15 protein-coding genes, 1 tRNA gene and 1 pseudogene are annotated in these 18,959 nt (G+C 74.4%); 11 read left to right on the top strand and 6 right to left on the bottom strand.

What is annotated here, in order from left to right; all coding sequences use genetic code 11:
* Positions 1-144: 144 nt before the first annotated feature.
* Entirely contained in the window at positions 145-642 is a 498-nt protein-coding gene (locus tag ACFVGY_RS27905) for a phospholipase (RefSeq protein WP_385681949.1), read from the top strand.
* A 193-nt stretch (positions 643-835) separates the two neighbouring features.
* Here ACFVGY_RS27905 and ACFVGY_RS27900 read toward each other — a convergent pair whose 3' ends face one another.
* Complete coding sequence (locus ACFVGY_RS27900; protein WP_385681947.1) at positions 836-1,642, bottom strand: class I SAM-dependent methyltransferase; 807 nt, start codon at positions 1,640-1,642, stop codon at positions 836-838.
* Between the two features lie 147 nt (positions 1,643-1,789).
* On the opposite strand from ACFVGY_RS27900, the gene ACFVGY_RS27895 reads away from it, so the two are divergent.
* Complete coding sequence (locus tag ACFVGY_RS27895) at positions 1,790-3,382, top strand: class I adenylate-forming enzyme family protein (RefSeq protein WP_385681945.1); 1,593 nt, start codon at positions 1,790-1,792, stop codon at positions 3,380-3,382.
* 118 nt (positions 3,383-3,500) lie between these two features.
* On the opposite strand, the gene ACFVGY_RS27890 is transcribed toward ACFVGY_RS27895, so the two are convergent.
* Positions 3,501-3,573 (bottom strand) — tRNA-Arg (locus tag ACFVGY_RS27890).
* 333 nt (positions 3,574-3,906) lie between these two features.
* On the opposite strand from ACFVGY_RS27890, the gene ACFVGY_RS27885 reads away from it, so the two are divergent.
* The 5 genes and pseudogenes from ACFVGY_RS27885 to ACFVGY_RS27865 all read left to right on the top strand — a co-directional run.
* Positions 3,907-5,535 (top strand): dynamin family protein, encoded by a 1,629-nt coding sequence (locus ACFVGY_RS27885; RefSeq protein WP_385681943.1) that lies wholly within the window; start codon positions 3,907-3,909, stop codon positions 5,533-5,535.
* 4 nt (positions 5,536-5,539) lie between these two features.
* The gene (locus ACFVGY_RS27880; RefSeq protein WP_385681941.1) at positions 5,540-7,558 is read left to right on the top strand and encodes a GTPase; all 2,019 of its coding nucleotides are present in this window, start codon (positions 5,540-5,542) and stop codon (positions 7,556-7,558) included.
* Between the two features lie 116 nt (positions 7,559-7,674).
* Positions 7,675-8,082 carry a single-stranded DNA-binding protein gene (locus ACFVGY_RS27875; protein ID WP_385681939.1) on the top strand — a complete coding sequence of 136 codons (408 nt, stop codon included), beginning with the start codon at positions 7,675-7,677 and terminating at the stop codon, positions 8,080-8,082.
* Positions 8,083-8,321: 239 nt separating this feature from the next.
* On the top strand, positions 8,322-9,467 hold the full coding sequence (locus tag ACFVGY_RS27870) for a thioester domain-containing protein (RefSeq protein WP_385681987.1): 1,146 nt from the start codon (positions 8,322-8,324) through the stop codon (positions 9,465-9,467).
* A gap of 152 nt (positions 9,468-9,619) precedes the next feature.
* Positions 9,620-10,585: pseudogene (locus tag ACFVGY_RS27865) on the top strand (bifunctional phosphatase PAP2/diacylglycerol kinase family protein); the annotation flags it as partial.
* 1,171 nt (positions 10,586-11,756) lie between these two features.
* Here ACFVGY_RS27865 and ACFVGY_RS27860 read toward each other — a convergent pair.
* Complete coding sequence (locus tag ACFVGY_RS27860; RefSeq protein ID WP_385681937.1) at positions 11,757-12,302, bottom strand: hypothetical protein; 546 nt, start codon at positions 12,300-12,302, stop codon at positions 11,757-11,759.
* A 310-nt stretch (positions 12,303-12,612) separates the two neighbouring features.
* Between ACFVGY_RS27860 and ettA the strand changes: the two genes are divergently transcribed.
* From ettA to ACFVGY_RS27845, 3 genes are read left to right on the top strand one after another with little or no spacing between them, the layout of a single operon-like run.
* A complete protein-coding gene (gene ettA / locus ACFVGY_RS27855; protein WP_385681935.1) occupies positions 12,613-14,277 on the top strand; it encodes an energy-dependent translational throttle protein EttA in 1,665 nt (554 codons plus the stop codon).
* A 7-nt stretch (positions 14,278-14,284) separates the two neighbouring features.
* Complete coding sequence (locus tag ACFVGY_RS27850; protein WP_385681933.1) at positions 14,285-14,761, top strand: acyl-CoA thioesterase; 477 nt, start codon at positions 14,285-14,287, stop codon at positions 14,759-14,761.
* Positions 14,758-15,480 carry a hypothetical protein gene (locus tag ACFVGY_RS27845; protein ID WP_385681931.1) on the top strand — a complete coding sequence of 241 codons (723 nt, stop codon included), beginning with the start codon at positions 14,758-14,760 and terminating at the stop codon, positions 15,478-15,480. The genes ACFVGY_RS27850 and ACFVGY_RS27845 overlap by 4 nt, the downstream gene beginning before the upstream one ends.
* Positions 15,481-15,547: 67 nt before the next feature.
* Here the strand turns inward: ACFVGY_RS27845 and ACFVGY_RS27840 are convergent, their stop codons facing one another.
* The gene (locus ACFVGY_RS27840; RefSeq protein WP_385681929.1) at positions 15,548-15,901 is read right to left on the bottom strand and encodes a hypothetical protein; all 354 of its coding nucleotides are present in this window, start codon (positions 15,899-15,901) and stop codon (positions 15,548-15,550) included.
* Positions 15,902-16,311: 410 nt separating this feature from the next.
* Positions 16,312-16,716, bottom strand: coding sequence for a globin (locus ACFVGY_RS27835; RefSeq protein ID WP_385681927.1), 405 nt, complete (start codon positions 16,714-16,716; stop codon positions 16,312-16,314).
* A 132-nt stretch (positions 16,717-16,848) separates the two neighbouring features.
* Between ACFVGY_RS27835 and ACFVGY_RS27830 the strand changes: the two genes are divergently transcribed.
* The gene (locus tag ACFVGY_RS27830) at positions 16,849-17,928 is read left to right on the top strand and encodes a methyltransferase domain-containing protein (RefSeq protein ID WP_385681925.1); all 1,080 of its coding nucleotides are present in this window, start codon (positions 16,849-16,851) and stop codon (positions 17,926-17,928) included.
* On the opposite strand, the gene ACFVGY_RS27825 is transcribed toward ACFVGY_RS27830, so the two are convergent.
* Positions 17,909-18,940 carry an FHA domain-containing protein gene (locus tag ACFVGY_RS27825; RefSeq protein WP_385681923.1) on the bottom strand — a complete coding sequence of 344 codons (1,032 nt, stop codon included), beginning with the start codon at positions 18,938-18,940 and terminating at the stop codon, positions 17,909-17,911. The genes ACFVGY_RS27830 and ACFVGY_RS27825 overlap by 20 nt on opposite strands.
* Between the last annotated feature and the right edge of the window lie 19 nt (positions 18,941-18,959).

Raw genomic sequence — 18,959 nt, 5'->3', positions numbered from 1 at the left:
CGGGCTCCCCCGACACCCGTGGCGACACGCTCCGTTATAGGCGTCGTGGGGATCGGCGATATGGCCCGCTCCCAACCTGGATCCCGTCGCCGCTACGGGAGTTGCCCGGGGCGGTTTCCCCCGACTCCGTCCTGGAGGAATCCCATGCGCCGCCGTCTCGCTCCCGTCCTCGCCTCCGCGGCCGCGGCCACGGCCGGTGTCCTCGTCTTCGCGGCGCCCGCGTCCGCCGCGCCGGCCGACAAGCCGCAGGTGCTGAGCAGCTGGACGCAGACCAGCCTCACCAGCTACAACGCCTGGGTCGCGGCGCGCGCGAACCAGGGCCGGTGGGCGGCGTACGGCTTCGACTGGTCGACGGACTACTGCTCCTCCTCGCCCGACAACCCCTTCGGCTTCCCCTTCCAGACGGCGTGTGCCCGCCACGACTTCGGCTACCGCAACTTCAAGGCGGCCGGCGCCTTCCCGGCCAACAAGTCCCGCGTCGACGACGCCTTCTACGCGGACCTGAAGCGGGTGTGCGCGGCGTACACGGGCGCCAAGAAGACCTCCTGCGACAGCACTGCCTGGACGTACTACCAAGCCGTCAAGGCCTTCGGCGTCTCTCCCCAGGACGCCCCCGTCGACGGCTCCCCGGCCGCCGCTTGACCGCACCCCACCCACCCGCCCAACCCGCCCAAACCCGCCCCCACCTGGCTCCGCCCCCCGCGGACCGCACCCGCCCCCTGACCACCGGTCCCGCCCGCACCCCCGTCGGGCGGGACCGGTCGCATCACTCCTCGCCCGCGGCGGTCAGCGTCCCGGCCCGCCGCGGCGAGCGGCCGCAGTAGCGAGTCGCCGATCACGGATCGCCCGCGCTGCGGGCTCCGCCCGCCTCCCAGGGGTCTCGTCGTCCCGGCGGGGACGCGGGGCGGACCGCGAGGCTCAGGTCGACCACGTAGTGCTCCTCGATCCAGCCGTCCGGGAACTGCTCCAGCAAGCGCACCCGTTCGGCGGCGAGGAAGGCGTCCGTGCCGGGTTCGCCGATCAGGAACAGGGAATGGGTGGACAGCTTCGCGAGGTGCGCGTCGACCGGGAGGCGGCGCGACCAGCGCAGCAGGCGGGTGGTGAACTCCAGGCCGCCCTGCGAGCGGGCGCGTTCGTTGATGTACCAGCCCGGCCCGAAGGCCTCCTCGATCCGCGCCTGTTGGCCGGCGATCCACTCGACCTCGACGTCCGGGTCGTTCGAGAAGACGGCCAACGCCCCGCCGGGCCGCAGCACGCGCAGTGCCTCGGGCACCGAACGGGCCGGGTCGGTCCAGTGCCACGACTGTGCGTACGTCAGCAGGTCGAGGGAACCCGCCGCGAACGGCAGCCGGTTGCCGTCCCCGCGCACGAGCTGCACCGCCGGATTGCGGCGGTGCAGCTCGGCCGCCATGCCCTCGCCCGGCTCGACCGCCACCACCCGGGCGCCCCTGTCCAGGAGCAGGGCCGTCGCGATGCCGGTGCCGGCGCCGACGTCGGCGACACGGGCACCGGTCAGCCGGAAGCCGGCGAGGTCCTCCACCGCGTCGAGGAGCGCCGGCGGGTAGGCGGGCCGGTGGTCGGCGTAGCGCGTGGCCGCGGAGCCGAACGAGCGTGCACGGGATGCGTCCGATGCGTCGGTCATGGCACCCATGGTCGGCGGCGGGGTGCCCACGGCGTCAACACCGCGCGGCGGCACCGCGCTTCGGCGCGCCGAAGGGCACGGATCCGGATCCCGTGCGGACCTTGTACGGTCGCCTCCACGCGCGAGGCGAGGGCGGAGGGGTGGGGCGTGACAGCACGGTACGTCGGAGACCTGGTGGGTGCATTGGAACGGTACGGGGCCCGGCCCGCGCTCGGGGAGACGGGAGGCCCGGTGCTGGACTTCTCCGGGCTGCTGGGCCTCGTGTACCGGCTGGCGGGCGAGCTGGCGGACCGCGGAGTCGGCCGCGGCACCGGGCTGGCCTGCGTGTTCGGCGGCAACCGGGCGGAGGTGGTGCAGGTGCGGCTGGCGGCGCACCTGCTGGGCGCGCGGCTGACCCAGGTCGTCACGGACGCGTACACCGTCGGCCTGGACTTCGTCCTGCGGGACTGCCGCCCCGACCTCGTGGTGCACGACGTGCCGGTCCCGGACACCGGAGCGGCCCGGCTCGGCCTGGACGAGCTGCTGCGGGCCGCGGCCGAACGGGAGGCGGTACCGCTGCCGGTGGCGGCGCGGGAGGACGACATCGCCCGGGTGACGTACACGGGCGGCACGACCGGGGTGCCGAAGGGCGTGGCGTCCACGTTCCGGGCACTCGCCGCCCGGACCGACGGCCGCGCGGGCCGCGAGGCCGGACGGCCCGACACGGTGGCCGGAACGGCGGCCCGGACGGGGACAGGAGCGGCGGCCGGGACGGGGGCCGGTTCAGGCGGCGGCCGGGTTGCCGAATCCGCCGCCCCGCCCGCCTACGTATCCGTCACCTCGCTCGCCCACCGCGCCGGCGGACGCTGCCTGGAGCAGCTCCGCTCCGGCGGCCGCACCGAGATCCTGGCCCCCTTCGAGCCCCGAGCCTTCGCGGCCGCCTGCCGGCGGCTGGGGCCCGTGGCGACGTACCTGATGCCCGGCATGGTCTACCGGCTGCTCGACGACCCGGCGACGGCCCACGGGATCCCCGGGCTGAGCGTGGTCTCGTACGGCGCCGCGCCGATCCTGCCGGAGCGGCTGCGACAGGCGGTCACCCGCTGGGGCGGCCGCTGGCAGCAGGGTTACGGGATGAACGAGTCCGCGGTGATCTGCCGCCTCACCGCCGCCGACCACGAGGCGGCCGTCACCGACCGGCCCGGCCTGCTTTCCTCGGTGGGGCGCCCGGCGGCAGGGGTGCGGGTCGAGGTGCGCGACACGGCAGGGCGGCCGCTGCCCGCGGGCTGGACGGGCGAGGTGTGGACGCGGTCCGCGGCGATGATGACCGGCTACTGGGGGCGGCCCGACCTCACGTCCGCCGCGATCCGGGACGAGTGGCTGCGCACGGGCGACCTGGGGCACTTCGACCCGGACGGCTACCTCCACCTCGACGACCGGATCGCCGACGCGGTGCTGGTCGACGGGGACAACGTCCACACCCTGCCGGTGGAGGCCGCCCTGGCCCGCCACCCCGCGGTCGCGCAGGCGGTCGTGGTGGGCCGCCCCAGCCCCCGTACCGGTGAGGAGGTCTGCGCCTTCCTGGTCCCGGTGCCCGGCCGCACCCCGGACGCCGCGACGGCAGCCGAGGCCTGCGACCTGGTGGAGCGGGCCCTCTCCCCGGCCTACCGTCCCACGGCGGTGTTCTGGCACGAGGAGATCCCCCTGACCCCCCAGGGCAAACCGGACAAACGTCAACTGCGCGCCCGAGCGGCAACCCTCTGAGAGGATCGTTTCCGGCCATACCGGACCGCCCCGCACGGCCCGCCGGAAGGCGGCGCCCCCACCCGGACGCACGAAGGCCCTCCCCGAAGGGAGGGCCCCGAAATGATGAACCGAAGAGCGCCCCCGGCAGGACTCGAACCTGCGGCCAAGTGCTTAGAAGGCACCTGCTCTATCCACTGAGCTACGGGGGCCGGAAGGTGGCCGTAGTGGCCTGGAGCCCCGGGGTGGGGGTGGGACTGTCGTCCGTGCCGGGTCAAGGATAGGGCTCCGGTCGCCTTGTCCCGGTTGCTTCACCCGCGTGCCACGATGTGGAGGTTCGGTGAAGCGGTCCCGATAATCGCAGGCAGGTGCGATTCTCGCACCGCTTTTGCGCCGCGGCGCCCTGGGTGTTGTGCACTCGTTATGCCTGCGCCCCACTCCGTCTGCTCTGACCGGAAGGTCCCTCTGGAGTCGCGGTCGGCGCGCAGAGGGTGTATAAGCTTCAAAAATGGTCCTAAATTGGGCATTCTTCGCATGTGGTGACCTTGGATGTTCGGCCTCAGCTGCTCGATGCCCTGTCCGCCCTGCGCGACCGGGTCGCGTCCGTGCGTCTGCCGCTGCCCCTGCCCGGCGCCCCGCGCGCCCGGCAGACCAGAGCCGAGCTGCTCGCGCAGCTCGACGACTACCTCGTACCGCGGCTGAAGTCGCCGGAGGCGCCGCTGCTGGCCGTCGTCGGCGGGTCCACCGGAGCCGGTAAGTCCACCCTCGTCAACTCCCTGGTCGGCCGCCAGGTGAGTGAAGCCGGTGTGCTGCGGCCCACCACGCGCGTCCCCGTGCTCGTCTGCCACCCGGACGACCACCACTGGTTCGCCGGGATGCGGGTGCTGCCCGATCTGCTGCGGGTCTGGGCGCCGCCCGGGGAGGACGAGCCCGCCCGCGCCCCCAGGAAGCCCGCCGCCGGACGTCCGGGGGCCCGCGCCGGCGGCTCCGCCTTCGGGGCGCGCGAGCTGCGGATCGAGACCGTCACCGGGCTGCCGCGCGGCCTCGCCCTCCTCGACGCCCCCGACATCGACTCCCTCGTCGTGGACAACCGGGTCCTCGCCGCCGAGCTCATCTGCGCCGCCGACGTCTGGGTGATGGTCACCACCGCCTCCCGGTACGCCGACGCCGTGCCCTGGCACCTGCTGCGCACAGCCAAGCAGTACAAGGCCACCCTCGTCACCGTCCTCGACCGGGTCCCGCACCAGGTGCTCGCCGAGGTCTCGCGGCAGTACGCGGCCCTGCTCACCCGGGCCGGGCTGGGCGACGTACCCCGCTTCACCGTGCCCGAGCTCCCCGAGTCGGCCGGTGGGGGCGGCCTGCTGCCGGCCAGCGCCGTCGCACCGCTGGGCGCCTGGCTCGCCCACCACGTCCAGGACCCGGCCGCCCGGCAGTACGCCGTCAGCCGCACCGCGTTCGGCGCGCTGGACTCGCTCAGGCGCCGGATGCCGGAGCTGGCGTCCGCCGTCGCCGCCCAGTACGCCGCCTCCGTACGGCTCACCGCGGCGGTGGAGGACGCGTACCGGCAGGAGGGCAAGCGGGTCCGGGGCCGGCTCGACCAGGGCGCCGTCCTCGCCGGGGACGCGCTGACCCGGTGGCGCGGCTACCCCCTCGACACCACCGCCGACGAGCTCCTCGACTCGCTCGCCGAGTCCCTGTCCGCGCTGCTCCAGTGCGCGGTCGCGGCGGCCGACGAGCGGATCGCCGCGGTCTGGCGGCGGGAACCGGCCGCCGGCGCCGTGCCGCTGCCGGGGCCCGACCGGGAGGCGGCGGAGCGCATCGGCATGGCGGTCCGGCGCTGGCGGCGCGTACTGGAGGAGCTCGCCGAGGAGGAGGTCGCCAAGCTCGACCGGCAGCCCCCGCCCGACCCCGACGCCGTCGCCGCCCTGCTGGTCGCGTCCCTCCTCGGCGGGAAGCGGGCCCGGCCCGCCGGCGAGAAGCTGGTCGAGCGGATCGGCGCACAGGCCGCGGTACGGCTGCGCGACCGGGGCGGCGAGCTCGTCGCCGACCACCTCGAAGAGGTGCTGCGCGCCGAACGGGACCGGAGGCTGGCCCCGCTGGAGGCGCTCGAGGTGACCCCCGAGCCGCAGGCCGAGCTGATCGCCGCCCTGTCCGTACTGCAGAAGGAGAGGTGACGCGGTGTCCGCCTTGGCCGACCGCACCGACGACCGCTGGGACGACGGCTTCATCGCCCGCTCGCGCCGCCCGCGGCCCACCGGCGACGGCAGCTTCGACGACGGGATGGACAGCATCGACGGCATCGACGGGCTCGACGGGTTCGATGGCATGGACGGAATGGACCGGGCCGACCGGGTCGGGGGCACCGGCCGGATCGACCGGATCGACCGGATCGATCGGCGTGACCGTAGTGACCGGGGCGACCGGAGCGATGGACAGGACGGAGAGGAGGGCTATGAGGGAGACGAGGGCGACGAGGCGCTCGTCCGGGCCCTGTCCGGGGCCGGCGGCGACGGAGGTCGCACACCCCCGCCCCCGTCCGGCCCCGCCGCGCAGGCCCTGCGCACCCGGCTGGAATCGCTGCGCCAGCTCGTCGCGCTCTCCCGGACCCGGCTCGACGGCAAGACCCTCGCCGAGGCCGGGCGGGTGCTGGACGAGGCCGCGGCCCGGCGCGGGCTGTCTTCGCAGCACACCGTCGTCGCGATCGCCGGAGCCACCGGAAGCGGCAAGTCCACCCTCTTCAACTCGCTCGCCGGAGTGCAGATCTCCGAGACCGGACTGCGCCGGCCGACGACCGCCGCCCCCATCGCCTGCAGCTGGTCCGACGGGGCCGCCGGTCTGCTGGACCGGCTGGAGATCCCGGGGCGGCTGCGGCGCCGGCCCCGCGAGACCTCCGAGGCCGGGGCGCTGCGCGGGCTGGTCCTGGTGGACCTGCCCGACCTGGACTCCGCGGTCGGCGCGCACCGCGAGCACGTGGACCGGGTGCTGGCGCTGGTCGACGCGGTGGTGTGGGTGGTGGACCCGGAGAAGTACGCGGACGCGGTGCTCCACGAGCGGTACCTGCGGCCGCTGGCCGGGCACGCCGAGGTGACGTTCGTCGTGCTCAACCAGATGGACCGGCTGCCCGGCGAGGCTGCCGACCTCGTCATGGACGACCTGCGGCGGCTGCTGGACGAGGACGGCATCGCGCTCGGTGAGCACGACGAGCCCGGGGCCACCGTCCTCGGGCTGTCCGCGCTCACAGGCGAGGGCGTCGGGGAACTCAAGGACCTGCTCGCACAGTTCACGCAGGAGCGGGGCGCCGCCACCCGGCGGATCGCCGCCGACGTGGACGGCGCTGCCGCGCGGCTGCGCCCGCTGTACGTGGCCGACGGGCACCCGGGGCCCGAGATCGGCGAGGTGGCGCGCGCCGAGTTCGAGGACCGGCTCGCGGAGGCGGTCGGGGCCTACGCGGCCGGACTCGCCGCCGAGCGGGCCTGGCGGCGCAACGCCGGGAAGGCGTGCGGGACCCCGTGGCTGCGGCTGTGGCGCTGGTACGAGGGCCGACGGGCCCCGCGCACCCTGGCGGGCCTGGCCGCCCTGGCCGTGATCGGCGGCGCGGCCGGCAGCCGGGGAGGGGCGGGCGCGCAGCCGCCGCCCGAGGTGGAGGTGACCGCGCGGCAGCGGGTGGAACAGGCCGTACGGGCCGTCGCCGACGCGGCGGCCGCCGGGCTGCCCGACCCCTGGGCGCAGGCGGTGCGGGAGACCGCGGTGCGCGGCGGCGATCAGCTGCCGGAGGCGCTGGACGAGATCGCGGTCACGCTGGGCGCGGCCTCCGCGGTGCCGGGCGCCAAACCGCCGCGGCCCGCGTGGTGGCCGGTCGCCGTGCTGGCGCAGGCGGCCATGACGCTGGTCCAGGTCTACGGCGGGCTGTGGCTGGTCGGGCAGATCATCGGGGTCCTGCAGTCCCACCTGCTGACGCCGGTGCTGCTGATGGCGTCGGGCATCGTGGGCGGGCCGCTGGTGGAGTGGGCCTGCTCGATCGCGGCCCGGGGCCCGGCTCGGCGGTACGGGCAGGACGCGGAGCGGCGGCTGCGGCAGGCGGCCGCGGGCTGCGGGCGGGCCCGGGTGCTGGAGCCGGTGGCGGCGGAGCTGCTGCGCTACCGGGAGGTGCGGGAGCAGTACGCGGCGGTGGCGGAGTTGTCCACAACCCGTCAGTAGTCCACAGCGGCGAGCGGAGTGGGGCGGGTGCGGTCCAGCATGGCGGTGGCCGGTGCGGAAGGTCCGCGCCGGTTCGCACGCCGCAGGTGCGGGGAGACGCGGGGGAGGGGACCGGGATGAACGACACCCTGGTGACGCTGATCGGCCACGTGGCCACGCAGATTGACTACAAGGAAACGGCCAACGGGCCGTCGGCCAGGTTCCGTTTCGCTGTGACGCCACGGTATTTTGATCGTCGCAAGGACGCTTGGGCGGACGGATCGACCAGTTTTTACACCGTGTGGGCCCGGCGCACGCTCGCGGTGAATCTGACCGGATCCGTTTCGGTCGGGGAACCACTGGTGGTGCACGGGCGGCTACGGGTGCGGGACGACCCGCCGGACGCCGAGGGCAACCGCTGGTTCTCCGCGGAGATCGACGCGACCGCCATCGGCCACGACCTCAATCGGGGAACGGCCGCGTTCCGGAGGGTCGTCAGGGCCGAACCCGCACTGATGGTCACTCAGAAGGCGGCGGTGGTCTGAGTGTTCGAGGCAGCTAGGATTCCCCGGTACTCACGGGCACCTGGGTCACTGGCCCGAAGGGGAAGACTGTGTCGATTGGCGTTCCCGCATCCTCCGCTTCTAATTCCTCTCCTACTTCGCTCACTGCTGCGGTCCATCCCGCGGCGCCTGCGACTGCCGGGTCGACTGCCGGGCCGGCTGCTGTCGGGGCAGCTGCTGTCGGGGCGGCAGCCGGCGGACGGGCGTCCGCGCGGCGTCCGCTGGCCGTGGCGCTGCTGGCCGCGGCCCTCACGGCCGCGCCCAGCGTCCGCGCCGCCGCCGACACCGGGACCCCTGCCCCCCGGTCGCCGGAGGGCGCGAGCGCCGTACTGGACGGGCTCAAGACCTACGGGCAGGCCGTCCTACGCGCCCCCGACGGGTCGCTCCGGCAGATTTCCGCCGGGCTCTACGAGATGCGGGTCGACGGCGGCGGGATGCTCCAGACGTACGGGGTCGGGGTGGCGGGCAACGCCCAGCCGCAGGCCCGGTACACGGAGAGCGGGTGGAGCAGCAGCCCGCTCGGCGGAAACGCCGAGGCCGGCCGGATCCGATGGGTCCTGGAGCATTCCTACCCCCAGCTGAACGATCTCGCCGGGCTCGCCAAGGCGGCCGGTGCCGGAGCGCTCACCGCGGAGAGCGCGGCGGCCGGGACGCAGGTGGCGATCTGGCGGCTGGCGGACGGGGCACAGGTGGAGGCCACCGACCCGGACGCGGAGAAGCTGGCCGACTACCTCCAGCGGGCGGCGGGCCGGCTGCCGGAGCCGCCGGCCTCGCTGAAGCTGGAACCGGGGAGTGCGTCCGGACAGGTCGGCGGGCGGATCGGGCCCGTCACCGTGCGCACCGGTGCGCAGAGCGTGACGGTCATCCCGGACGCGGCAGCCGCGGCCATGGGCGTACGGGTCGTCGACGCCGAGGGGAAGCCGGTCACGGCGGCGGCCAACGGCAGCCGGCTGTACTTCGAGGTGCCGGCGGGCACCCCGGACGGAACCGCCTCGCTCACCGTTCACGGCTCCACGAAGGTGCCGGTCGGCCGGGTCTTCACCAGCGGCCTCCCGACGCAGGCGCAGATCGTGGCCGGCTCCAGCGAGTCCGCGACCGCGGCCCAGGCGACGGGGGTCTGGCCGCAGCCACTGGTGGCCGCGGCGGCCACGCCCGGCGACAGCACCCCGGTCACAGAGGCGGCCGCTGCGGCGGCCGCGGCCCCGGCCCCGGCCTCGTCCAGCCCGGAGGAGGAGCGGCTCGCCACCAGCGGCAGCTCCGCCGCCACCCCGGTGATCGCCTCCCTGGCGGTGGGCCTGGTGGTCCTGGGCGGCCTGGTGGTCCTCATGGTCCGCAAGCGCCCCCTGGACGAGGAGGACCGCGCCTAGCTCCCGGCCCTTCCGGCCTTTCCGACCCCTTCGGTCCCTTCCGGCCCGGCGGGGCGGTCACCACGCCGGGGTCGGCACCCGGGCGGGTGGGGTGCGGGACGTGTTCGGGTGGTGGGGTGATTCTCGGGCGGCGTCCGGGGTAGGCGCGCTTCATGGCCGAGCACGAGCTGACCTGGCGGGGTGCCGCCGCGCGATGGGACCGGGCCCTGTTCGATGTGGTGGCCCAGCGGCATTGGCCGGGGGGTGAACGGGTGCTGCCGCGGCTCGGACGGGCCGCGAACCACGGGGTGCTGTGGGGCGGGGCAGCCGCGGTGATCACAGCGTTCGGCTCGGCCACGGCCCGCCAGGCGGCGGTGCGCGCGGCCGGCTCGCTGGCCCTGGCCTCCGCCACGATCAACACCGTCGGCAAGTGGTCCGTGCGCCGGCCGCGGCCGGTGCTGGACGGGGTCCCCGCGGTGCGGCAGCTGGCCACGCAGCCGGTCACCACCTCGTTCCCGTCCGGGCACTCGGCGTCGGCGTTCGCGTTCACCACGGGGCTGGCGCTCCATGCGCCGGGCTGGGGCGCCGCACTGGCGCCGGTGGCGGCGTCCGTGGCGTTCTCCCGCGTGTACACGGGCGTGCACTACCCCTCCGACGTGGTCGCGGGGGCGGCGTTGGGTGTTGCCGCGGGGTTCGCCGTACGCCGCATCGCGGCGCGCGTGGAGGCGGCCCGGGCCCGGCCCGGAGACGAGCCCGCGGACGCCGATGCGCCCGCGCTGCCGGACGGGGCCGGACTCGTCGTCGTGGTCAATGCCGGGGCAGGCAGCGCCGCGGCCGCGGGGCTCGACGTCCTGCGGGCCCGGCTGCCCAAGGCCGAGGTGGTCGAGTGCGAGGCTGCGCAGCTGGCCGGGGTGCTGGCGGACGCGGCTTCCCGGGCCGTCGTGCTGGGGGTGTGCGGGGGTGACGGCACGGTCAACGCGGCCGCCACCGCCGCGCTGCGGGCCGGGGTGCCGCTCGCGGTGCTTCCCGGCGGCACGCTCAACCACTTCGCGCAGGACCTCGGCCTGACCGGAGCCGAGGACACCTGCCGTGCGGTCGCCACCGGCCGGGCGGTCCGCGTCGCCGTCGGCCGCTTCACCCCCACGTCGCCCGCCGAGCCCCCTCCACCCGCCGCTTCCGGACCCCCGACGTCCCCGTCCGGCGCTCACGAACCCCCGACCTCGCTGCCCGGTGGCGTCCCGCCGACGGGTCCGACCCCCGCGTCCGGTCCGACGTTTCCGGGGGATCCGGGGGCCTTGCCCGGCCCGGGGCCCTCGTCGGGGCCCTCGTCGGGGCCCTCGTCGGGGCCGGCGTCACCGCTCGGTGCGGGACCGCTGCCCGACCCGGCGGCTCCGCTGGGGCCGGTGTCCCCGCCGGGGCCCGTCCCGCCGTTCGGTCGGGGCCCCTTGCCCGGTCCGGTGTCGCCGCTGGATCCGGCGTCACCGTTCCGTTCGGGGCCGCTGCCCGACCCGACGTTCCCGCTCGGGACGGGGGCCCCGCTCGACGGGGTGGCCCCGCCCGGGGGTGACGGGTCCGCGGCCGAGGAGTGGCCGGGCAGCGTCGACGACGGCGGCTCGCTTCCCGACGGCTCCGGAGGAGGCGGGGGCGAAGGAGCCGGGTACTTCCTGAACACCTTCAGCATCGGGGCCTATCCCGAGCTGCTGCAGTACCGGCTGCGCTGGGAGCCGCGGCTGGGTTACCTGCCCGCGGCGCTGCTCGCTTCCTGGCACGTACTGCGCACCCAGCGTCCCGTGCGGCTCCGGCTGGCCGGGCGGCCCCGGAGCGTCTGGCTGCTGTTCGCGGGCAACGGCACGTACCACGGCAGCGGCGCGGCCCCGCGCCGCCGGGACGGCCTCGGCGAGGCCCTGCTCGACGTCCGCCTCGTCCACGGCGGCGGCCGTCCCGGCCCCCGCCTCCTCGCCGCGGCCTGCGCGGGACCGCTCTCGCGCTCCCCCGTGCACACCGCCACCCGCCTGCGCAGCCTGCACATCGGCGCGATCCCGCCCGGCACCCCGCTCGCGTACGACGGCGAATACGCCCCGGCCCCCGGCTCGCTCCGGCTCGACAAGCTCCCGGGCGCGCTGACCGTGTACCGGAACGCTCCCCCGGCTCCGGCGCAGGCTCCGGCCCCCTCCCGCAGCGCGCGGAGCGCCCGGGACGGCCGCCCGGTCCCCCGCCGCCGGTGAACGGGTTCCCCCCGAGCGGGGTGTCCGGCCGCCGAACCGCGGAGCATCGCCCCGCCTGCGGGGGGAGCCGCGGACCGCAGCCGCGTCAGGCCGCCCGGGCCGTCCCCGGGCCGTCCGGCGGGGAAGGCACCGGCAGCCGACCTCCGGTCGGCGTCGGCGTGGTCGTGCCGTCCTCCACGCCGAGATCGGCCCGCATCGTGTCGAGCATGGCCTCCCACTGTTCCCAGAGCCGGCCGAAGTCGGCTCGGAGCTCGTCGAACGATCCGTCCGGATCGGGAGTGCCCTCCTCCAGGCACATGATCCTTCGGTAGGCCTCGGACAAGGACTTCGTCATGTCGTTCAGTTCGCGCAAGACCTCGCCCGACGCCACCAACTGGGCTTCGGCGAGAACTGAGTGGTGGTCACGACGGGCCTCTTCGAGGGCCTCCCTCGCCTCGGCGGTCACCGCGTCCTTGTGGACCGTCCACAGGAAGTTCATGAGATGGGTCCGGTAGCGCCGGAACGCGGCATTGACGTTCTTGTAGCCATCGCGTCGGCGCGCCAGTTCGACCACCTGTTGCTCACGCAGCCATTGGGCTTCCGCCACCTGCTGCTGACGTGCGAACTGTTCCGCCTGGGCGCGGGCCAGCATGCGCGGTGACAGTACGGCCGCTATGAGCGTGCCGGTGACACCCACCACCGCCGCTGCCAACCCGATGAGTGCGCTCCCCACTGGACCCCCCTGGACGACCTCGTGCCTTCGGTGTCATCGCAGTGTCCCGGATCGGGGGCGGGCGGGCGGGCCGAATACCACCCGTGACGACCCCCGTGACCTGATCGCCACGGCCGGCCCCGGTCCGCCGCTGATCAGTGACCCTGACCATACGGGTTTCCGCCCCGGGCTGGACGGCTGGCACTATGGGGTGTATCTGCCCATCCATCGATCTGCCGGACGGTTTCTCTTGGCTGAGTACATCTACACCATGCGCAAGGCGCGCAAGGCGCACGGTGACAAGGTGATCCTCGACGACGTCTTCCTGAACTTCCTGCCGGGGGCGAAGATCGGCGTGGTCGGCCCGAACGGCGCCGGCAAGTCCACCGTCCTGAAGATCATGGCGGGCATCGAGCAGCCGTCCAACGGTGACGCTTTCCTGGCGCCCGGCTTCTCCGTCGGCATCCTCATGCAGGAGCCCAAGCTCGACGAGTCCAAGACCGTCCTGGAGAACGTCGAGGACGGCGTCGCGGAGATCAAGGGCAAGCTCAACCGGTTCAACGCGATCGCCGAGGAAATGGCGACCAACTACACCGACGAGCTGATGGAGGAGATGGGCAAGCTCCAGGACGACCTGGACCACGCCAACGCCTGGGACCTCGACGCCCAGCTGGAGCAGGCCATGGACGCGCTGGGCTGCCCGCCCGGCGACTGGCCGGTGACCACCCTCTCCGGTGGTGAGAAGCGCCGCGTCGCCCTCTGCAAGCTGCTGCTGGAGGCCCCCGACCTGCTGCTCCTCGACGAGCCCACCAACCACCTCGACGCCGAGTCCGTGAACTGGCTGGAGCAGCACCTGGCCCAGTACAAGGGCGCCGTCGTGGCGGTCACCCACGACCGGTACTTCCTCGACAACGTCGCCGAGTGGATCCTGGAGCTCGACCGCGGCCGGGCCCACCCGTACGAGGGCAACTACTCCACCTACCTGGAGAAGAAGGCCGAGCGCCTCAAGGTCGAGGGCAAGAAGGACGAGAAGCGCCAGAAGCGCCTCAAGGAAGAGCTGGAGTGGGTCCGCTCCAACGCCAAGGGCCGCCAGGCCAAGTCCAAGGCCCGCCTCGCGCGCTACGAGGAGATGGCCGCCGAGGCCGAGAAGATGCGGAAGCTGGACTTCGAGGAGATCCAGATCCCGCCGGGCCCGCGCCTGGGCTCGATCGTCGTCGAGGTCAACAACCTCTCCAAGGCCTTCGGCGACAAGGTCCTCATCGACGACCTGTCCTTCACGCTGCCGCGCAACGGCATCGTCGGCATCATCGGCCCGAACGGCGCCGGCAAGACCACGCTGTTCAAGATGATCCAGGGCCTCGAAACCCCGGACTCCGGCGACATCAAGGTCGGCGAGACCGTCAAGATCTCCTACGTCGACCAGACCCGTGCCAACATCGACCCCAAGAAGACCCTGTGGGCGGTCGTCTCGGACGAGCTGGACTACATCAACGTCGGCCAGGTCGAGATGCCGTCCCGCGCCTACGTCTCCGCGTTCGGCTTCAAGGGCCCGGACCAGCAGAAGCCGGCCGGCGTGCTCTCCGGCGGTGAGCGCAACCGCCTGAACCTGGCGCTCACCCTCAAGCAGGGCGGCAACCTGCTGCTCCTCGACGAGCCGACCAACGACCTCGACGTCGAGACCCTGTCCTCCCTGGAGAACGCGCTGCTCGACTTCCCGGGCTGCGCGGTGGTCGTCTCCCACGACCGCTGGTTCCTCGACCGCATCGCCACGCACATCCTGGCGTACGAGGGCGACTCGAAGTGGTTCTGGTTCGAGGGCAACTTCGAGTCCTACGAGAAGAACAAGGTCGAGCGCCTCGGCCCGGACGCGACCCGTCCGCACCGCGCGACCTACAAGAAGCTCACGCGAGGCTGAGTCGGCAATGGCCAGACACCACTACCGGTGCCCCCTGCGTTGGGCGGACATGGATGCCTTCGGGCACGTCAACAACGTCGTCTTCCTCCGCTACCTGGAGGAGGCGCGGATCGACTTCATGTTCCGTCTGGCGCCGGGTGAGGGCAGCGAATCGTTCACGGGCGGCTCCGTCGTCGCCCGCCACGAGATCGACTACAAGCTGCCCCTCGTCCACCGCCACGAGCCGGTGCTCATCGAGTCCTGGGTGACCCGGATCGGCGCCGCGTCCCTGACCATCCGCTACGAGGTCAAGGACGAGGCGACCGAGGACCGGCCCGAGACGGTGTACGTGCGCGCCGAGACCGTCGTCGTGCCGTACAACCTCGTCGAGGGGCGGCCCCGCCGCATCAGCGACGAGGAGCGCCGCTTCCTGGAGGAGTACCTCGACGAGCCCGCGCCCAAGGGGTCGTCCGCGAAGCGTTCCGAAGGGCGCCTGGCGGCATGACCGGGCAGCTGCGCTTCGCCGATTCCGGGGAGGCGGCCGACCTGGCCGCCTTCCTGGGCCGGCTGGTGCACTACGACCGTGCCGCCGCGGTCCGCCTCCAGGCGGGCGGCGGCGCGCTGGCCGTCTTCGGGCGGCCGCCGTCGTTCGACGTCCTGGCCATCCGCACGGTGCGGCTCGCCGCGCCCGTCGGGACACCGCTGGACGTCACCGTGTCCGCCGGTGAGCTGCTGGAATCCGTGGACGAGGGCGCCGCGGCCGCGGTCGTGCCCGCGGCCGTCACCGGCCCGCCCTGGGCCGGGGTGCTCCCGCCCCGCGGCGGCTGGCGGCAGGTGGCCGGGCTGCCCGGCTCCGAGGCGATGCGGGCCGCCGTGGCCGGTGCGGTGGCTGAGTTCCGGGCCCGGGACGAGGCCCTGCCCCCGCAGCACCGCACCCGGTCCGAGCGGGACCGGATCGGCCGCGACATCTGGTCCCGGACGCTCGGCGACACCGATCTCCCGCTGCGCGCCGTGCACGCCGCGCAGTCCCTGGGCTTCCTGCGCCCCGTCCGGTCCGCCGTCGCGGCCGGGCCCGCCGGGCCGGGGCCCGCGGCCGCCCCCGACCCGGTGGCGCTGCTCGCGTCCGGCGGCTGGCTACGCCTGCGCACCCCGTACGGTTCGATCGCCGTGCGCCGCCCCGGCGGGGCGGCCGGGCTGGGCGCCCTCCAGGTCCGTCCGGTCTGACACGCGGACCGCCCGCCCCGCGGGGTGCGGGGCGGGCGGCCGGGCCGGCCGGGCCGGCACGGTCCGGTCAGGCCGGCGGGTTGAAGTTGAACGTGTAGTTCGGGTGGGTCACCGTCATCTCCAGCATGTGGATCGTCCGGCAGGTCGAGTCAGTGACGTTCGAACACCACTCGAAGATCCGGGGCGGGACCGACTCCTGGTACTTGTCCCGCCACTCGACGCCGTCCTCCGAGTAGGCGTAGCAGTACCAGATCGGGTTCACGGCGCGGGCGTCACCGCCGTAGACGACGATGCTCTGCTGGGGTGCGATCTTCCACCAGCCCTCCTTGAACCAGTCGCTGCTCGAGGAGCAGTTGGGCTGGTAGCGCTCGACCATCGCCCAGATCTCGCGCTCGTAGTTGTTCTTGAACCTCAGCGCCATCGCGTTGCCTCCTACTCCCCGCCCGGCTGCCTGCGGGCAGCGGGGCTTCCGTCGGACCGGGTCAGAGCCCCTGCAGGGCTGCCGTTGTCCGTCCGGCCGGGGGGAGCGCCGGACCGGCCCGCTGTGAGAGCACGCTCCAGGGCCGCTTCGTCCGCATCGGTCTTCGGAGTCACGGCTTCGTCCGTCTCCTGGGACATGGGACCTCCAATCTCCGTCGGCAGGGTCCGGCGAAGAGGTTCCCGGGAGGGGACGCCGCGTACCGCGCGGCGTGCACCCGTGCCCCGTACGGACCTGGCGCGGACGCTCCTACGAGGGCTGTTGTACGGCCGCTTGCACGGAGCCGTGCACAACGCGGCGCCGGCCCGGCACGGGCACCTGCGCCGGCACCTGCGCGGGGAGGCGGGGGCCGACTAGTCCCCGGAGTTGATCATCGAGGCCGCGGCGTACGTCAGGTAGCGCCACAGCTGCGCCTCCAGCTCGGGCGCCAGGTCCAGCTCGTCGACGGCCTCGCGCATGTGGCGCAGCCAGGCGTCGTGCGCGGCCCGGTCCACCTGGAAGGGGGCGTGCCGCATCCGCAGCCGGGGGTGGCCCCGGTTCTCGCTGTAGGTGGTCGGACCGCCCCAGTACTGCATCAGGAACAGTGCGAACCGCTCCTCGGCCGGCCCCAGGTCCTCCTCCGGGTACATCGGGCGCAGCAGCGGGTCCTGCGCCACGCCCTCGTAGAAGCGCCGGACCAGACGGCGGAAGGTCTCCTCGCCGCCCACCTGCTCGTAGAAGGTCTGCTCCTGAAGCGTGTCCCGCGGAATCTCATTCACCCGACCATCGTCTCAGACGCCCGGACGGAGGACGGAGGTCTTAGGACCACGCCCGGGCCCGCTGCGGACCCGGGGTGGACCGGCGGCGGACCACGGTTCGCCTCCCGGGGGCCACCGCAGGACAGTGGAGCCATGGGCGCACATTCCCCACGGTCCGCGCGGTCCGCGCACACCGGGGCGCGGGACCTGCTGGCCACCGCGCACGCCGCCCAGGTGCGCGAGCTGACCGCTGCCGGGGTGCTGGCGGACCCGGCCTGGCGGGCGGCGTTCGCGGCGGTGCCCCGGCACGTCTTCGTCCCCTGGTTCTTCACCGGCCGGGGGGCCGGGCACGAGCGGCTGTGGGGCGAGGACCCGGACCCGGCCCGCCGGGCCCGCTGGCTGCGCGGGGTCTACACGGACGCGCCGCTCGCGACCCGGCTGCGCGACGGCGAGCTGGTGTCCTCCAGCAGCCAGCCGTCCCTGATGGCGAAGATGCTCGACGCGCTGGACGTGCGGGACGGGGACGACGTGCTGGAGATCGGCACGGGCACCGGCTACAACGCGGCCCTGCTCTGCCACCGCCTCGGCGACGACCACGTCACCACCGTCGACCTGGACGAGGAGATCACCGAGTCCGCCCGGTCCCATCTGGCCCGGCTCGGCTACCGGCCGGCGGTGGTCACCGGCGACGGGGCGCGCGGCTGCCCCGCCCGGGCGCCGTTCGACCGGATCCTGGTGACCTGCACGCTGCCGACGATCCCGCACGCCTGGCTGGGCCAGTGTCGGCCGGGGGCGCGGATCCTGGCCCCGTTGTCGACCGGCCTGATCGCGCTGCGCGTACGGGACGCCGAATTCGCGGAGGGCCGCTTCCTGCACGCCGCGGCGTACTTCGTCCCGCTGCGCGGGGCCGCGGCCGCGGAGGCGGCCGCCCCGGGGGCCGAGCCGGGAGCCGCGTCCGGGGCGGGGGCGTGGACCGCGCACGGGCTTCCGTACGAACTGGTGGAGAACGAGCGGTTCCAGTTCATGCTGATGCTGACCGCCGGCGCCTTGCACCCCCGCGAGGCGCTGGACCTGTGGCGCGGCGAGGGCCGGCCGGCCCGGGAACGCTTCGGGGTGACGGTCAGCGCCGAGGGGCAGTGGTCGTGGCTCGACGACCCCCAGGGCCCCTACGTGTGGCCCCTGGGGGAGGCGGAGGGAACCGATGCGGCCGGGGTCAGCCCCGGCGGATGGTGATCGTGGTCCAGGCGCCGACGTGGACGCGGTCGCCGTCGGAGAGCGGGACCGGCACGTAGGGCTGGATCGGGTCCTCGCCACCGTTGATGGTGGTGCCGTTGGTGGAGTTCTGGTCCACCACCGCCCAGCTCAGGTCGGGCTGCTGGACGAGCACCGCGTGCTGGTGGGAGACGCCCGGGTCCTCCGGCGGCACGGACAGGTCGATGTCGGGGGACTCGCCCGTGGAGGCACGGCGGCGGCCGATGGTGATCTGGCCGCCGGTGAGCGGAAGGTGCTGCTCCGGGGAGTAGGCGGGCAGGCTGAGGGCGGCCGCCTCGGGGCCGCTGCGCTGCATCATCGCCAGGAAGTACGAGCGGTCGGGTCCGATCGTCGCGGTCCAGGAGCCGCCGCCCTGCATCGGGAAGGGCTGCGACGGGTGCGGCTGCGGCTGGGACTGGTGCTGCGGTTGGTGCGGCTGGTGCTGCTGGGGCGACGAGTGCTGCGGCTGGTGGGGCCGCTGGTACGCGTGCTGCTGCTGGTACTCCGGCTGCCGGTACTGCTGCGGAGCCTGCTGCTGCTCGTGCGACGGCGGCTGCAGCAGCCAGTCGTCCTCCCGCTGTAGCGGCTCGGCCGGCCGGTTCACCCGGGACGGCCGCGAGCCCTGGTAGTCGAAGGGGTCCTGCGGGAAGGGCGCCGGCGCGGGGACCGGCCGAGGGGGCGGCGGCACGGCGGCGGCCCCCGCCTCCTGCCCGAGCGGGGAGTACGAGGTCGCCGACCGCGTCAGGAAGTTGTACCGGCACTCCTCGCAGAACGGCGCCATCGCCTCGCGCGGGGCCCGACACTGCGGGCAGAGCTCGGCCTGGGCGGTCGGCTCACCCGTCGTGGGAGGGTAGCCGTAACCGTAGGAGGGCGCGGCGGGCGCGGCGGACGCGGTGGACGTGGCGGGCGAGCCCTGGGCCGGAGACATGCGGTGGCCGCAGACCTCGCACCAGTCGTCGGAGGCGGACTGGTGCCCGTTCGGGCAGGTCGGCATGGCGGCTCTTCCCCCTTCA

The organism is Streptomyces sp. NPDC127106 (assembly GCF_042677605.1).
Lineage (GTDB): Bacteria > Actinomycetota > Actinomycetes > Streptomycetales > Streptomycetaceae > Streptomyces.
The sequence above is the reverse complement of the archived record's forward strand: the minus strand, read 5'-3'. Positions and strand labels throughout refer to the sequence as shown.

Coding starts and splice junctions, on each gene's coding strand:
- ACFVGY_RS27905 (WP_385681949.1), top strand. CDS start 145: ATGCGCCGCCGTCTCGCTCCCGTCCTCGCCTCCGCGGCCGCGGCCACG.
- ACFVGY_RS27900 (WP_385681947.1), bottom strand. CDS start 1,642: ATGACCGACGCATCGGACGCATCCCGTGCACGCTCGTTCGGCTCCGCG.
- ACFVGY_RS27875 (WP_385681939.1), top strand. CDS start 7,675: ATGAACGACACCCTGGTGACGCTGATCGGCCACGTGGCCACGCAGATT.
- ACFVGY_RS27860 (WP_385681937.1), bottom strand. CDS start 12,302: ATGCTGGCCCGCGCCCAGGCGGAACAGTTCGCACGTCAGCAGCAGGTG.
- ACFVGY_RS27850 (WP_385681933.1), top strand. CDS start 14,285: ATGGCCAGACACCACTACCGGTGCCCCCTGCGTTGGGCGGACATGGAT.
- ACFVGY_RS27845 (WP_385681931.1), top strand. CDS start 14,758: ATGACCGGGCAGCTGCGCTTCGCCGATTCCGGGGAGGCGGCCGACCTG.
- ACFVGY_RS27840 (WP_385681929.1), bottom strand. CDS start 15,901: ATGGCGCTGAGGTTCAAGAACAACTACGAGCGCGAGATCTGGGCGATG.
- ACFVGY_RS27830 (WP_385681925.1), top strand. CDS start 16,849: ATGGGCGCACATTCCCCACGGTCCGCGCGGTCCGCGCACACCGGGGCG.
- ACFVGY_RS27825 (WP_385681923.1), bottom strand. CDS start 18,940: ATGCCGACCTGCCCGAACGGGCACCAGTCCGCCTCCGACGACTGGTGC.